This window comes from Streptomyces sp. RLA131, assembly GCF_056270125.1.
Genome location: NZ_JBWDOQ010000002.1, coordinates 5,695,566 through 5,709,861, shown reverse-complemented (window position 1 = coordinate 5,709,861; position 14,296 = coordinate 5,695,566). Strand labels below are relative to the sequence as shown.

The window sequence follows — 14,296 nt, the reverse complement described above, 5'->3', positions numbered from 1 at the left end:
GACTGCCTCCTACAGAGGCACGGGGGTCGATGACCCGCAGCCAGTTCGAGCGCGCGAAGGCGTGGGTGCGGGACAAGAAGTGCGCGTTGGAGCGTAAGGCGTTCGTGCTCTTCGAGGGCTTTTATCTGACCACGGTCGACCCGGTCCTGTGCGCCAGCGCCGTGGTGAGGGAGTTCAAGGTCATCGAGCGCCGGGTGAACCGCATCTACACCAGCATGATCGAGCCTCTTCCTGCCGAAGCGCAGAACACGGCGGCGATTGGGCTGCTCAAGGCACAGTGCCTGGGCATTATCAATGCCATGAAGATCCTGGACGAGGCTGGTTACTCGGCCGACGCCGCGGTGAAGCTGGGAGGAACGAACGGCGCGAAGCCCAGGCGGCGCAGGCCGATGTCAGAGTGAGAGCCCCCCTATGATGCCTGGACGAGACGGAGGGCGCCAGCGGTGAGGATGGGGATGCTGGTGGCGTCGGGCGGGTAGTAGCCGGGGTTGGTGCGGGAGGCCAGCGCCCGGAGCCATTGAGCGACCGGATTCCAGCTGCGGCGGTAGACGTGGGCGTGTCTGCCGGGCTGAGCAGCGCACGGGCCTGGCACTGAGGAAGCTGTTCAGGGTCGAGCCGGGCGGTGAGGGCCTGGCTGCGTGGCGGTAGAGCGGGTGCAGTTCGCGGTCGCCCCATCGTGATCACTCCGGGGGCGGCAATGTCCACCTGCGAAGTGTGTCCTGCGGGTGTCCTGGAATGGCGCGTCGTATTTTGTGGCGTACACGCCCTGTTCCGGGACTGCTCGTTGCCGCGCTACCGTCGCCTGTTGGATGGGTCCTCGGTGGGCCGCCGACGAGGTACCCGTGTGATGTCGTCAGAGGAGACCAGATGGCCCGAGTGAACTTACGTGCTGCGTTCATGAGCGGAATGACATCCGCTGTCGCCGCGCAGCAGGTGTTCACCAACCGGACGGATGAGGTGGCCGCATTCGGCCGGTCGCTGGACGGGCTCCACCAGGCACTGGACTTGGCTGAGATCTCACCTGTCGTCGACCGTGTGCAGGGGCGTCGGAATGTCCTGACGTTCTACGGTGTGGGCGGCATAGGGAAGACGACGCTCTCCCACGAGCTGGAGCGCCGCCTCCTCGCTGACGCGCAGTCCGAAGACCAGAAGGACGTCGTATCCGTCCGGGTCGATGTCTCCGAGGAGGGTGCCTCCGACATCGAGGGCCTGCTGCTGCGCCTGCGGGCTGGCTTGGGACAGCTGGGGAACCGCTGGCCGGCCTTCGACCTGGCTCTGGCCTCGTACTGGGCGCGGGCCCATCCGGGGGAGAGTCTGCAGGAGTTCCTCGACGCCTCGCCGACGTTGCGGCGAGCTGCACGGGGCGTCGGCCTGAGCGAGCAGATCGCGGCGACCGTTCAGCAGGTTGTCCCTGGCGATCTGGGCGGTCTGGCGGGGCTTGCGCACCGCGCGGCGCTGGTCGCCTACCGGGCCATCCGGGAGCGGGTGCGGGAGGGGCGGCTGCTGTCGGAGTGCGAACTGTTCGCCGAGTTGGTCGAGGCGGACGCCGACTACGAGACTCTGTCGTACTTTCCCTATCTTCTGGCCTGGGACCTGGAGCGGCAGCCCCGGCGAGGCCGGCCCGGCCGACGGCCGAGGGTGGTCGTGTTCCTGGACACGTTCGAGGTGTTCGGCGGTTGGACCGACCGTACGGCAGAACGGCTACTGCAACGCTGCGTCTACCTCATGCCGAACGTGCTGTTCGTGATCACCGGCCGGAACCGGATCGACTGGGCGGACGGCAGCGCGAGCGGTGAGCTGGACTTCGCCGGCTCGGAATGCTGGCCGAATCTGCACTTCAGCAATGACACGTCCGAGCCACGCCAGCATCTCGTGGGGTACCTGTCGGACTCCGATGCCGACAGCTATCTCCGCGAGGCGCTCACACGGGACGGCGAGCCTGCGATGTCGGCCGCAGTGCGCGAGCGCATCATCTCCGGCGGCCAGGGACTGCCGCTGTACCTCGATCTGTCGGTGTCGCACTTCGTCGAACTACTGGCGCGAGGTGGGCAGCCATCGGTTGACGACTTCGGCGGATCTTTCACGGCCGTCGCCACCCGGTCCATCAGGGACCTCCCCCGCGAGGAACGCGATCTCGTCCGCACGGCAGCACTTATCGACCGGGTCGACGCCGAGCTGCTGAGGGCTGGCCAGCCTTCCCTTCCAGATGGTTCGGTGGCGAGGTTCCTGCGGCGCCCGTTCCTGACACATGACGACGCCTACGAGCTGCCGTACGCCCTGCATGCGGCGCTGCGCCACGCCATCCGTGAGGCCGACCACGGGCTTCCGGACGGCTGGTCGGACCGGGACCGCAGCGAGGTGGCCGCCCGGCTGCTTCGTCGGCTGGGCGAGCGGCTGGGCGCCTCCGCCGGGCGCGCCGCGACCGCTCAAGCTCTCGAATCCGGCCTGAAACTGTCGGGCACGTACGGGGTCTTCGACGACTGGATGGTGCGGGCCACGCAGCGGCTGGTAGAGGCGGGACAGTGGGCGGAGATCGGGGCGGGGCTCACCACCAGCGCGGTGGCCAATCCGGAGTTCCAGGCGATCCGCGCGGCGATACAGGGCGTCCAGCTGCGCCGGACCGGGCGCGCCCTGGAGGCCGTCGGGGTCCTGGACGGCGCTGACGCGGATGTGGCGTCCGAAAGCCTGGCGGGACAGCTGGTGCGCCTCCACCGCGCGCACGCGCTGCGCAACCAGGGCGACTACACAAAGGCCGCGGAGATCTACCAGGGTCTGCTGGGTGGCGAGTTCGAGGCTGCCGCTCGCTATTGGCTGTGCGATTACGACTATCTCAATGGGCGCTTCGCCACCGCTCTTGCCGAGCTGCGGGACCTGCGCAGCCAGGACGCAGCGGACGAGGGCGAACGGCTCCGGCTGATCGGGCACATCTGGCGGGTCAACGCCCGCTTCGGCGAAGCCACCGACGCCTATACCCAGGCAATCGCCCTGGCCCGCGGCGAGGGGCTGGCCGTTGCCGAGGCGAAGGCGCTGGCCAACCTGGTCCAGACGGCCTGCTGGTCCGGTGACACGGCCACCGTGTCCGAGGCGGCCGGCCAGGCCCGGGAGTTGCTCGACCTTGTGCCCAACCCCGTTGAGCTCGTCAAGATCCGTTCCGCCGAGGCGGTCGCCTGGGCGATGGCAGGCGACGCTACAGCGGCCTCGGAAGCGGTCCGTGACACCCGGCGGTTGGCGGACGAGATCCGCTACCGGGGCGGCCACAACCTGGCGGACGTGGCCGAGATCCTCCTCGCCGTGCTCACCGGTGACCACGACGGCGCCCGCCGTACGCGCTCCGAGCTCGACGAGCGCACGCGCACCTCGGGCGGCAACACCTACTGGGTGCCCGTCGTGACCTCCTGGATCGACGGCGTCGACACGGCGGCGGAGCGTAGTCCCGCCGTCGACTGGGTCGACGACCCCGCCACGTCGCTAGGCCGCTGGGCACAAGTAGTGGCTCTCCGATGACGCTGCCGGGGCCAGGGGACGGACCGTTGCCGACCGGACTGTACGAAGCGGGCAGATCCATACGAGGAGGGCAGGACTTCATGAGTGACCTGGTACGGGTCGGTCTGGTGGGGGTCGGGATCATCGCGGAGACCCATCTCGAGGTCCTCGCCGAACTATCCCGGGTCTCCCTTGAGTTCACCGTCGATCCCTACCTTGCGGAGCCGCCCGCGTTCCGAGGAACCAAGCCTCCTCACTACGGCGGTCTCGCCGAGGCACTCGAAGCGCACCAGCCCGACCTGGTCGTGATCGCCACGCCCACGGATACGCATGCGGACCTGGCTGCCCAGGCCCTCACACTGTCCTCAGCGCGGGTGCTGGTCGAAAAGCCCCTCGTCCACGATCTCGCCTCCCTCGCCCGGTTGCGTGCCCTGGACGGGACGGCCGATGTGCGGGGACGCGTGTTCACCGCGCACCATTTCGCCTTCTCCCCCGAGGTGCGCTGGGCCGCCGAACAGCTCACCGAACACCCCGAATGGGGGCCCGTCACGGGTATCACCTCGGCGTTCTACGACCCCTACATCCTCCGCGGAGAGCAAGCCTTCTCCTCGTACATCTCAAGCTGGATGGACTCCGGGGTCAACCAACTCAGCACCCTCGCCCGCTTCGTCGACCTCACGGCGCTCACCTCCGCCCAGCAGATGGACGACGGCGCGAGTGCCTGGTGCACCTACTCCTACCGCTCCCGCGACACGGTCGGCACGGCCCGGCTGCGCTGCAGCTGGCTCACCGGCTCCAGCAGCAAGGAGACCACCCTCACCCTCGGCCGCTCCGGCGTGGAGATCTGGATCGACCACACCGCCATGACCGGCTTCGCCGCCCACGACAGCACGCTCCTCGCCGCCTACGGCAGCGACGGCCGGACCCCGCGGAAGATCGCCCACTACCGGCCCCTCTACGAGAGCCTGCTGTCCGGCCAGCCCGACCCGGTACTCAGCTTCGATACCGCCGCGAACGTCACCGAGCTCCATCACGCGACGCCTCCGACTGGCGTTAGCGCTTAACAGGCGAGACGTTTGGCAAGGGCGCGGTTGATGCGGGGGTCGCGACCAGGAGCGTACGAGGGGATGGGGTGATAGCCGCACCGGGCGTACAGGGCGAGGGCGTCGGTGTTGTCGCGGCCGGTCTCCAGCAGCATGCGGGTGATGCCTGCGTTGGCTGCGGACTGCTCGAGGTGCTGGAGGATGCGGTGGCCGTATCCACGGCCGCGGGCGTCGGGGTGGACGTACATGCGCTTGATTTCGGCTGTGGAGGGGAGGCCGTCCAACCGGTGCCAGCCGCCGCAGGCAGCGGCTATGCCCTCCGGCTCCAGAGTGCCGATGACGAAGAGCCCTTGTGGGAGGGCGAATTCGTCGGGTGAGGTGTCGTACGGGTCGTCGGCGAAGCCGTACAGGGCGTGTTGCCCGGCGTGTAGGGCTTCAACGAGTCGGCGGACGTCCGGATGGTCGTACGTAACGCGTGCCAGGGTGAACGCTTGGGGGGCGCGGGAGCGCGCGGGGGAGTGTGTTGGGCAGGTCATGCGCCCGATAGTGCCCTGTCCACCGCCTGGAACGCATCAGTGGCGGCGGAGGAGCGGATCCGTACGGCCGCTCGGGCACGCAAGGTTCGGAGGAGGGTCCGGCAGCGGATGGATTGCACCCCGGGGACCCGGCCGGCGAGGTCGGTGAGGCTGGAGGCGGTCTCGTCCGAGGCGTGGGCGAGCAGGTGGGCGCGGGCAAGGTGGATGCCGTGCAGGAGGGCGGAGCGGCGGTAGCCGTCGGTGGGGCCGGTGGCGGCGAGCGGGGTCAGCAGGGCGGTGGCTTCGCGGAGTAGTTGGCGGGTGCGCTGGGGGTGGGCGGCGGCGAGGTCGACCAGGGCTTGGCCGGACTCGGCGTCGAGCTGGGTGTCGGTGAAGTAGTAGAGGTGGGGTGGGTCGTCTTCGGGGCGGCGGTGGGCGAGCAGCGTTCGGCATTGGTCGGCGGCGCGCCGGAAGGTGTCGACGTCGCCGGCGGCGGCGCCAGCAGTAGCGAGTCGGCCGAAGGCGCGGGCGCGTACGGTCGCGGCGGAGCCCCTGGAGTGTTCCACCGCTGCGTGCGCGAAGCGGAGGGCGTCGTCGGGGTGGCCGGTGGCGGCGTGCTGGTAGGCCAGCATGCCCATGATGTTGGCGATAATGCCGTCGCGGTTGCTGGACTCCGCTGCGCGGGCGAGGCGAAGGCCGAGGAGCTGGTAGCGCTGGGCGGCTGCGTACAGATCGGCGTCGAAGGCCATCCAGCCGGAGAGTTGCGCCAGTTGGCTGGCTGCACGGAGTAACCGGGTCCCGACGGCAGGGGTGTAGCGGGCGTTACGTAGCAGGTCCAGGACGCTGGTGAGGGCTGCGTGGACGTAGCGCTGGGAGAGCGCGCCGCCTCCGGCGCTGTCGTCGAGGCGGCGGAGCGCGCTCAGGTGGGTTTCGATCAGGTCCATCAGCGGAGGGAGGACCTGGTCAGTGCCTGACCGCGGGCTCAGGGGTCGGGCGACCAGGTTGGCGGCGTCCCACGCGGCGGTGAACAGTGACGGCCCGTTGGCGGGACGCAGAGCTGCTTGGTCCTGGGGGGAGCTGGTGTTCCAGGACGTGGCTGCTTGGAGTACGTCGGGCAAGGGGAGAGGGCCGACCAGCCCGTCGTCGGCGGCGGCCTCCGGGGGCACGGGGGTGCCCAGGGCGTCGGGCCACAGCCCCCGTACGGTGACCGGCTCGGCGGTTGCCTCGCTGAGGACGGCGGCGGCCAACCGGCGGACGGCTGGTGACCGGGGGTGTGCGCCGTGCAGCCAGCCGTGGGCGGCGGTGAGGTCAAGGCGCGGTTCTCCGACGGCGTCCAGGCGGGGGTTGAGGGCGCGGATGAGGTCGCGGGGAGACCAACCGGCCGCGGTGAGCGCGGTATTGAGGTGGGTGTTGGGCGTCCTCACCGGAGTCTCCAGAAACAGATGGTGTGGCCAGTCACATGGGCCTTGCGGACGTTATAGGGCCCCTCGTGGCTGGAGCGCACGAATTCGCGGCTATTCACACCCGGTCGCGCAGCTTCGCAACGTTCGCGGACAAATCCCCTGCACAGCACGCGGAGAGGCGGCGTGTGCTGGTCCTCCCAGGGCGTACTGGCTGACACCTGTTGTCGGGACCGTACGCCCGCTCGACTCGCTGAGGCAAGGAGCCGTCATGCCAGCTGAGGACCCCGCCCTGATCGCCGTGATCGGACCCGTCGACCCCGCCCTGTTCGCAGCGTGGGTAAGCCACTACCGCTCCCTCGGGGTGCGCCGCTTCCAGGTCGGCTTCCGCTTCCCCGCCAATGTGTCCAGCGAGCGCCGCGCCGCGCTGCAGGCCGCCTCCCGCGCGCTCAGTCTCGCCCCCGCCGCGATTTGTTGTGGGACCTGGAACGAGCACGTTGACACTGAACTGCGCGACGCCTTGCGTGCGAAGGCCGGGCCTGGCTGGCACCTACTCGCCGGGGCACAGGAGTTCCATCAGTTCCCAACTCCGCTTCCTGAAGTAATGGCGGGGGCCCAGCGAGCCGGTTCGCCGGTCGTCGGTGGTGTGCTGCTCGACCGCGTCACGCCTGACGGGCGCGTGGCAGCTGTTCAGCCTCAGGACGACCTGGACCGTACGTTTCCACTCGGAGGACATCTGACCCATCGACTTCTCGGCGGTGATCCTCGGCGCGTCGTCCTCGCGCGCTCCGACGTCGCCGTGACCCCCGGAAACCACGAGGTTCTAGGGAGCAGGTCATACTCGGGCATGGCGGCGGCCGTGCACCACTTCGCCTGGCACGCCGACGCGATGGACACGCTGCGGCGCTCGGTCCCGTCCGCGGGCGCGGGAGCTGAGCACGCGCGGGACGACGGAGACGAGACGGTGCTGCTTCTCGGCCTTGTCGCGAAACTCTCCGGGCGAATCGACGTGGCCGACGTCCGGCTGCGATTTCGTCACGTCAGCCTCACCGAGATGCCGCACGGATGGCAGGACGAGGCGCGCAGGGTGGCAGCGGGACGACGTACTCGTGCCGCTCATGGAACTGGCCGGTGACGCAGTGGCCGGGTGACCTGCGGCGGCGAAATGCGGTCCGTCGCCATGTCGTCCAGCAGAAGCTCGCTTCACTCCGTCCGCGCCATCCCGGACGGGGTGCCCAGCGCTCTTCTGAGAACGGCGCTGCTTACGGCGTACCGCTGTGCCAGCCCGCGCTCCCCGGCTGCGTGCGCCAACATCCCAGCTGCGGCGGTGATGACCGCGAGAGCGGCGATGAGGTCACTCTCGTGCGGGGACTCCGTCAGGGTCTCGGCAAGGGCAATGGTCTGGCGGTACGCGAAGCTCACGGCCGAGGGCCCGGGCGGGAGCTCGCAGAACTGGTCGGCGATGGCCAACGCCGTCAATTCCCAGCATCCGGTCGTAGCGGCACTCGCCGTGGGTACGCGAGGGGAGGCTGTGGGCAGCGCCGTGCCCGGGATGGGAATGAAGCGGCGGCGGTCGCGTGCGGCGCTCCGGTCGGAATGCCGGATCCAGTCCTGAGCCAATGCCACAGCTGGGCTGGGCGCACGCTCGATGTCGGCCAGACCCGCGTCTGCGGGAACTGCCCACGCCGGCGCGAGGCCTGCTCGGGGCCACAGGTCTCGTACCGAGATCTGGCTGCTGCTGGCCTCGGACAGGAGCAGGGCGACGATTGCCGGCAAGGGCTCTCGCGGGATGCGACCGGCGTGCAGCCACTCCGAGACGGTGGAACGGCTCAGATAGCCCTCGCCGAGCAACGCGTTGACTGCCGCGACCAAGCGCGGTGGTCGCCAGCCGACGAGCGCCAGCTGCTCGGCGAGTACGTGATTCGGACGGCGCACGGTCACCTCCACAAGCACGGCGAAGGACGGACGGGACGGACCGTAACGTCGCTCATCGGCAGAGGGGAAGCGGGTCTGCCGGACGGGCAGAACGACTTCCAGCACGTCGGGCTCGGTGCAACGACGTCGCCCCCAAGCGGTGCCGCTCACCGGGGCGCGGACGGTGTGGTGGTCGTGTTCCCGATCGCGACTGCCTTGGAGGTCGACGTGGTGCTGCCGCTGCTGTTCACCACCCTTCTGCTGATGGCTCCGGCCATGCCCAGCACCCCACTCATGCTCGGTGAGGCCCGCGCCTGCGTGCGCCCGGGGCGAGGCCGCCACCGCCGGATTATGCACGGTCGGCACGCTGTCAGGGGAGGTGCACGATGACCCAGCCACTCCCCACCCCGCCCCTCGGCCTGGTTTACGCGTGGAGCAGTTCCACTCCCGGTGCCCCAGGACACGCCCGTGCCGCGCTGCGGCGGATCCTGGCGAAGGCAGGGCTCTCCGACGAGGTCATCAGCGACGCAGTACTGGCCGCCTCCGAGCTCGTGGCGAACGCCAACGACCACGCCACAGGCCCCTACGAGATCACGCTGCGAAAGACGGCGAAGGAACTGATCTGCGAGATCTACGACTATGACCCGCGGATCCCCGAAATCCCCGCCATCCCGACAACGGCCCCGTTCGCTCCGGATCCCGAAGATCGCGGCGGTGGTCTGGAAGCACTGACTGCGCGCCTGTGCGAGCGGGGCCGAGGGTTGCACATCGTCGACCAACTGACCAGGGGCGCGTGGGGGTTCCGACTCCCTGGCGATGGGACGAAGGTCGCGTGGATGGCGATTCCCGATGCAGCAACATGAGCCGCTACTTCGCGCCCCTGACGGGTCTGCTACAAGGGAGCGTATGCGTGCAGCTGTGGGCTTGGGCTCTCGCCCAGGGGTGGTGGCGTTCCTTGATGCGGCGGATGCGGTCATGAACAGCAACAGCTTCCTGCTGTCCTTCTCCTCCGGCGATCCCGTGCCAGTTGCTGATGCCGCGGCCGTGCTCGAACGCTTCGTGCACGGCCCGCTGCTTCCCGAGCTGCTGCTGGAGGGCGATCGTGTCCGCAACTGGAACAACTACAGCTCTGTCGATTACGCCGACGCCACGGAGGCGGTCGTCGTGCACGTGGCTGGCACCGTGGTCCGCCACCGCAGACCGCTGCAGCTCACCGCGCTCCGCTCGGATCAACTCACGGCCCGACTGGCTTGGATGCTCACCGCCGCCCCCAGCCCCTACCGCAGGCACCTGAACCTGACGGCGGCCCGCAATCTGGCGGACGGGTTTCTGGACTCCCTCGCGAGCGCCCACGGAGGCGGTCCGGACTTCTGGGCGTTCAGCGTGTGCCCCGACTTCCTGCACCGCACTGGCTACTACGGCGGCCGCACAGGCGACTTCGCCTACTTTGACGGCGGTGACGCGGACACCGCCACGTTCTTCCAGCTCGCCGGCATCTGTCATCTACTGCTGACCAACGGGTCCCCTTGACCTTCCGTCCCTGCCAGCGGGGCACCGCTGACAGTCGGGTACCCGTCCGGACGACTGAGAGTAAGAACCGTGCCACCAGCCGCAAACGGCGGTAGAAGCTGTTGTCTTTCCGGACGTGATCGCCGCGTTTCCGCTGGTCGGGCACAGGGGGTGATTCGGTGGGAGTCGTGGCCTGCCGGGTCGTTTCTTGCTGGGAAGTCGCGGATGCCATCGGTCGTTGGACTGCTGGAACAGCACGAGCTCACCGCTCGCCGTCGGGTCGACGGGCTGCGGGAGGAGGCCGACCGCATCCAGGCCGAGCTGGCCGCTGCCGAGCAGGAATGGCAGGAGTGGGCGAGCGCCCGCAGGCGGGTCGATACGGTGCTGGCTCCGGACGGCGGCGACACCGCCGGCACGGAGGTGACCCCGGATCCGCGGGATGCGGACGCGCGGCCGAGTCCGGCGCTCCACCCTCGGCAGCAGCGGCTCGACCACCGCCCATAAGCTCGCCCTCGACATCCCACAGCTTCGGCTGAGCCCCCGTTACCTTTTTCGTGGCCCCGCAATGGGGCTCCTGGCCCCCGGGCCCGGCATGACTGTGTGCCCCCTGTCGTATGTATGGCCTGGGGGGTGGTGTCACCGGGTCTGGGGCACCGCTTGACCGCTGATGAGGGGCCTGACGGCCACCCGGCCCGGCGCAACGCCGAGGCTGCGAAGGGTGGATGGTCTGCGTAACGTGGTTGCCGGCTCGTGGTGCCGTAGGGAAGGCCAGGACGGATGCTCGCCCACCTGGGGGGATGCGGATGTTCGACACCAGCGGCATCGGCGTGTTCCTCGGCCTGAACGTCGGCAAGGGCGACCACCACGCCCACGGCCTGACACCGGCCGGGAAGACCGTGCACGACAAGAAGCTGCCCAACAGCGAGCCGAAGCTGCGGGCCCTGTTCGACAAGCTGAGAGAGAAGTTCGGCACCGTCCTGGTCGTCGTCGACCAGATCGCGAACATCGGCGCGCTGCCCGTCGCGGTTGCCCGTGATGCCGGCTGCGAGGTCGCCTACCTGCCCGGGCTGTCGATGCGCCGGGCCGCCGACCTGTATCCCGGCGAGGCCAAGACCGATGCGCGCGACGCGTTCGTCATTGCCGACACCGCCCGCACGATGCCGCACACCCTGCGCTCGATCGAGGTCACCGACGAAACCTCCGCGGAGCTGGCCATGCTGGTCGGCTTCGACGACGACCTCGCGGGCGAGGCCACCCGCGTCTCCAACCGTCTGCGCGGCCTGCTCACCCAGATCCACCCGTCCCTGGAGCGGGTCCTGGGCCCGCGCGTCCAGCACCCGGCCGTGCTCATGATGCTGGAGCGGTTCGGCTCCCCGGCTGAGCTGAGGAAGGCCGGACGCCGCCAGCTGGTCACGCTGATACGCCCGAAGGCCCCGCGCATGGCCGAACGCCTGGTCGAGGACGTCTTCAAGGCGCTGGACGAGCAGACCGTGGTGGTGCCCGGCACTCGGGCCGCCACCACCATCGTGCCCTCGCTCGCCCGCCAGCTCGCCGCCGTCCTGGACCAGCGCCGCACACTCGAAGCGCAGATCAAGGCCCTGCTGGAGGCCCACCCTCTTTCGAAGCTCCTGATGTCGCTGCCCGGCGTGGGCATCAGGACCGGTGCGACCCTGCTGGTCACCATCGGCGACGGCAAGACCTTCGCCACCGCCGGGCACCTCGCCTCCTACGCCGGACTCGCACCCGTCACCAAGTCCTCCGGCAGCTCCATCCGCGGCGAACACGCACCCCACCGCGGCAACCGGCAGCTCAAGCGCGCCATGTTCCTGTCCGCGTTCGCAGCCCTGCACGATCCCACCTCCCGCACCTACTACGACAAGCAGCGAGCCACCGGCAAGACCCACACCCAAGCCTTGCTCCGCCTCGCCCGACGACGCATCGACGTCATCTTCGCCATGCTCCGCAACGGCACCTTCTACGAACCCCGCGAACCGAAGAACGTCGAGCTGGCCGCATGACCCCACCCCGGACGAACCACCTCAAAACTCACGACCCGGGATTGACGAAAGACATAGGGGCACCCCCCCCGCTCAACTGAGTTCGTCGCTTGATCAACTCGAATGACCACCGGGGTCCGTCAGAGTCCAACATCACCTTCATGTGGGCCGACGTGAACGGGTCGGCCACTCACCACGGCATCCACCGCCGGTTCGCTCCTCGGCACATGTGTCGCACGACCGGACCCGTGCAGATCTACGGCAGAAGCCCACGCCGCTTGAAGAGGCGGCGGAGGAGGAAGGCGGGGATCAGACGGCGGTGGCCGAAGCGGTAGGTGAGGGTGCGCTCCATCAGGGTGACGATGTGTTGTTGGTTGCCCATGCCGAATCCGCCCAGGTTCATCTGGGCGGCGGTGGCGACGGGGGTGGCGTTCCAGGCGTCGGCGCAGGCTTGTTTGAAGGGCGCGTCGAGGCTGGTGAGACAGTGGTCGAAGACGTCGCTGAGCACGGTGCTCTCGGTGGAGATCCAGGCGCGGATTTCGGCGAGGCGTTCTTGTAGGTCGTGTCCGGTGCCGGCGAGTGCGTTGAGGACATCAGGGGCGTCGCTGGTGCGGCGGCGTATTCGGTAGGGGTATTCGATGCGGGCGACGAGGAGTTGGACGGCGACGGCGTAGCGGTCGCGGCGGATGGTGGCCCCGGCGCGCAGGCCGGTCAGGATGTGGCCGAGGGCTCCGGCGACGACAGAGGAGCCCAGGGCCAGGATGAGGATGGCCGTCAGGGACGCGGATGTCGTCGGGGGTGCGGTGAGGGGTGCCGGGTCCATCGGCGGGCCTCCTGCTGTGTCTCGGGGGTTCGCAGCGGGTGGGTTCCGTGGGCGGGTTGACCGTGCGGAGCGTCTTCAGTCGGCCAGGTGCCGGTGCGGCGCCAGGCCTCTTCATATAGCAAATGCCGGTGGACGAGGGTGACCAACGGTTCGAGGCCGTCCTCGGGGATCCAGCGCAGGGCCGCGTCGTCGTCGGGGTACTGCAGGCACAGGTCCCTCAGCGGGGGCGGGTTGCGGTGCTTGAAGGCGCGATCGGCCGAGTCCAGCGGAAAGGCATGGACGGTGTGGTCGGGCCGGATCACGAGGCGGACGCGTTCGGTGGGGTAGTTCTCGCGTTCCAGGGCGGGCAGCGGGCGCAGGGTGAGTTCGAGGCGCGCTGCTCCGCCATGCCCGGTGCGGCCGGCCGCCTGCTCCACGCCGAAGACGGCGTCGGTGTGGAGCAGGTGCTCGGCGGCATCTGAAGGGTCGGCGAGCACCCGGTTCAGCGGGTACGCCATGACCGCGCCGGGCGGGCGGGCTGCTGTCCGCGCGGGGAGGTGACGGCGCGTCCGGTGGAGGTGATGCTGCCGGCCGCCAGGGCACGCAGCGCATCGGTGGCGCTCTGGGCCTCGGCGACGGGGAACGGGTCGCCGATCAGGTCGTGCCAGATGTCGATGGCTGCGGCATGCTGGCCGTCCTCTTCCAGGCGCCGTGCCTCGGCCGCCCGGCGGGCGGCGGCGGACAGCGTAGCGGTGTAGGCGGTGCGCTGGGCGGTCGTCCAGTCGGCCGTGAGGTCATCGACGCCGGTGGGGTCGAACACCGGGCCAGCGACCGCCCGGGCTGCGTGGGCGAGTGTGCCGGCGAGGGCCTGGGAGTGCTCAAGCGGGCCGGTGACCGCCTCGTAAGCGAAGGCCTCCCACAGCAGGCCGCACATGTCGTCGAGGACCGGGTGGTCCTTCTTGTAGGACTTCAGCATGCGGACCTGGTGGACGAACCGTCCACCGGTGGCCTGGTTCCGGGTGCTGATGATCCGGTTGAGGGTGCGGGTGTTGGACCACTCCCAGGTGTCGTTCTTCCGGTCGGCGATGTAGACGATCTCGCTGCCTTCCACGTCGAGCGCGGGGACCAGGTCGAAGGTAAAGTCCAGGTCGGGGAAGGTGACCTGGAGGGCGTGGGCGGGGGCGTCATCCACGTCGAACTGGGCGTCGGGGTACTTCTGGGAGATGGCCTCGCGGATGAGGAGCATCGCGTGTGCGGGGCCGCCGGGCCGGCGCAGGATCTTCTCGAGGTTCGGGTGCATCCGGATGATCATGTCGACGTCCTTGAGCGGCTTGAGCATCGTCTTGCGGGCGAAGCTGCCCTGCAGGAAGGTGCCGATGGCCAGGCTGACACTCACCAGGTGGTCGGTGATGTCGCTGTGCCGCTTCTGGGCACTCTTGCGCTCGCGGAAGTCGAGGTTGAGGTCCTCGTCGAAGGCGTCGAAGGCGCCCTTGGTGCTGTCGTTCATCGTGCTGTCGTGCTCGTTCCCGCCGGCCTCGTAGATCGTGGTGCCCGGTGCCGGCTCCGGGGTCCCGTATGTGATGGGGCGCACGGTGCGGGCGCCTTCACTGGGTACAGACGACGTAACTCGGCA

At 69.3% G+C, this 14,296-nt stretch carries 13 protein-coding genes and 1 pseudogene; 8 read left to right on the top strand and 6 right to left on the bottom strand.

The features are described from left to right. The first annotated feature begins 29 nt into the window (after positions 1-29). The 3 genes from RWE79_RS26915 (at position 30) to RWE79_RS26905 (ending at position 4,547) form a co-directional block, all read left to right on the top strand. Positions 30-401 (top strand): hypothetical protein, encoded by a 372-nt coding sequence (locus tag RWE79_RS26915; RefSeq protein ID WP_475942645.1) that lies wholly within the window; start codon positions 30-32, stop codon positions 399-401. Between the two features lie 496 nt (positions 402-897). Then, positions 898-3,504 (top strand): hypothetical protein, encoded by a 2,607-nt coding sequence (locus RWE79_RS26910; protein WP_475942644.1) that lies wholly within the window; start codon positions 898-900, stop codon positions 3,502-3,504. A gap of 80 nt (positions 3,505-3,584) precedes the next feature. Then, the gene (locus tag RWE79_RS26905; protein ID WP_475942643.1) at positions 3,585-4,547 is read left to right on the top strand and encodes a Gfo/Idh/MocA family protein; all 963 of its coding nucleotides are present in this window, start codon (positions 3,585-3,587) and stop codon (positions 4,545-4,547) included. Here RWE79_RS26905 and RWE79_RS26900 read toward each other — a convergent pair. Beyond that, positions 4,544-5,062, bottom strand: a complete 519-nt coding sequence (locus RWE79_RS26900; protein ID WP_475942642.1) for a GNAT family N-acetyltransferase — start codon at positions 5,060-5,062, stop codon at positions 4,544-4,546. The two genes, RWE79_RS26905 and RWE79_RS26900, sit on opposite strands and share 4 nt — an antisense overlap. Beyond that, positions 5,059-6,465 (bottom strand): hypothetical protein, encoded by a 1,407-nt coding sequence (locus tag RWE79_RS26895; RefSeq protein WP_475942641.1) that lies wholly within the window; start codon positions 6,463-6,465, stop codon positions 5,059-5,061. Before RWE79_RS26895 ends, RWE79_RS26900 begins: the two co-directional genes overlap by 4 nt. A 247-nt stretch (positions 6,466-6,712) precedes the next feature. Between RWE79_RS26895 and RWE79_RS26890 the strand changes: the two genes are divergently transcribed. After that, positions 6,713-7,576, top strand: a complete 864-nt coding sequence (locus RWE79_RS26890; protein ID WP_475942640.1) for a glycosyltransferase family 2 protein — start codon at positions 6,713-6,715, stop codon at positions 7,574-7,576. A gap of 68 nt (positions 7,577-7,644) precedes the next feature. Here the strand turns inward: RWE79_RS26890 and RWE79_RS26885 are convergent, their stop codons facing one another. Next, positions 7,645-8,721: a hypothetical protein gene (locus RWE79_RS26885; RefSeq protein ID WP_475942639.1), complete on the bottom strand. Its 1,077-nt coding sequence runs from the start codon at positions 8,719-8,721 to the stop codon at positions 7,645-7,647. A gap of 20 nt (positions 8,722-8,741) precedes the next feature. Here RWE79_RS26885 and RWE79_RS26880 point away from each other — a divergent pair, with 20 nt between their 5' ends. From RWE79_RS26880 to RWE79_RS26865, 4 genes and pseudogenes are all read left to right on the top strand, one after another. After that, on the top strand, positions 8,742-9,218 hold the full coding sequence (locus RWE79_RS26880; protein ID WP_475942638.1) for an ATP-binding protein: 477 nt from the start codon (positions 8,742-8,744) through the stop codon (positions 9,216-9,218). 112 nt (positions 9,219-9,330) lie between these two features. Beyond that, a complete protein-coding gene (locus tag RWE79_RS26875; protein ID WP_475942637.1) occupies positions 9,331-9,885 on the top strand; it encodes a hypothetical protein in 555 nt (184 codons plus the stop codon). A gap of 204 nt (positions 9,886-10,089) precedes the next feature. After that, a pseudogene (locus tag RWE79_RS26870) lies at positions 10,090-10,326 on the top strand (hypothetical protein); the annotation flags it as partial. A 341-nt stretch (positions 10,327-10,667) separates the two neighbouring features. Continuing rightward, positions 10,668-11,882 (top strand): IS110 family RNA-guided transposase, encoded by a 1,215-nt coding sequence (locus tag RWE79_RS26865; RefSeq protein ID WP_475942636.1) that lies wholly within the window; start codon positions 10,668-10,670, stop codon positions 11,880-11,882. Between the two features lie 235 nt (positions 11,883-12,117). Here RWE79_RS26865 and RWE79_RS26860 read toward each other — a convergent pair whose 3' ends face one another. Genes RWE79_RS26860 through RWE79_RS26850 form a run of 3 tightly spaced genes read right to left on the bottom strand, consistent with a single transcriptional unit; the run spans position 12,118 to position 14,254 of the window. Beyond that, complete coding sequence (locus RWE79_RS26860; protein WP_475942635.1) at positions 12,118-12,684, bottom strand: hypothetical protein; 567 nt, start codon at positions 12,682-12,684, stop codon at positions 12,118-12,120. Then, the gene (locus RWE79_RS26855) at positions 12,636-13,181 is read right to left on the bottom strand and encodes a hypothetical protein (RefSeq protein ID WP_475942634.1); all 546 of its coding nucleotides are present in this window, start codon (positions 13,179-13,181) and stop codon (positions 12,636-12,638) included. Before RWE79_RS26855 ends, RWE79_RS26860 begins: the two co-directional genes overlap by 49 nt. Continuing rightward, a complete protein-coding gene (locus RWE79_RS26850) occupies positions 13,166-14,254 on the bottom strand; it encodes an SMODS domain-containing nucleotidyltransferase (protein ID WP_475942633.1) in 1,089 nt (362 codons plus the stop codon). The genes RWE79_RS26855 and RWE79_RS26850 overlap by 16 nt, the downstream gene beginning before the upstream one ends. Between the last annotated feature and the right edge of the window lie 42 nt (positions 14,255-14,296).

Coding starts and splice junctions, on each gene's coding strand:
- RWE79_RS26915 (WP_475942645.1), top strand. CDS start 30: ATGACCCGCAGCCAGTTCGAGCGCGCGAAGGCGTGGGTGCGGGACAAG.
- RWE79_RS26880 (WP_475942638.1), top strand. CDS start 8,742: ATGACCCAGCCACTCCCCACCCCGCCCCTCGGCCTGGTTTACGCGTGG.
- RWE79_RS26875 (WP_475942637.1), top strand. CDS start 9,331: ATGAACAGCAACAGCTTCCTGCTGTCCTTCTCCTCCGGCGATCCCGTG.
- RWE79_RS26900 (WP_475942642.1), bottom strand. CDS start 5,062: ATGACCTGCCCAACACACTCCCCCGCGCGCTCCCGCGCCCCCCAAGCG.
- RWE79_RS26905 (WP_475942643.1), top strand. CDS start 3,585: ATGAGTGACCTGGTACGGGTCGGTCTGGTGGGGGTCGGGATCATCGCG.
- RWE79_RS26860 (WP_475942635.1), bottom strand. CDS start 12,684: ATGGACCCGGCACCCCTCACCGCACCCCCGACGACATCCGCGTCCCTG.
- RWE79_RS26855 (WP_475942634.1), bottom strand. CDS start 13,181: ATGGCGTACCCGCTGAACCGGGTGCTCGCCGACCCTTCAGATGCCGCC.
- RWE79_RS26890 (WP_475942640.1), top strand. CDS start 6,713: ATGCCAGCTGAGGACCCCGCCCTGATCGCCGTGATCGGACCCGTCGAC.
- RWE79_RS26910 (WP_475942644.1), top strand. CDS start 898: ATGAGCGGAATGACATCCGCTGTCGCCGCGCAGCAGGTGTTCACCAAC.
- RWE79_RS26865 (WP_475942636.1), top strand. CDS start 10,668: ATGTTCGACACCAGCGGCATCGGCGTGTTCCTCGGCCTGAACGTCGGC.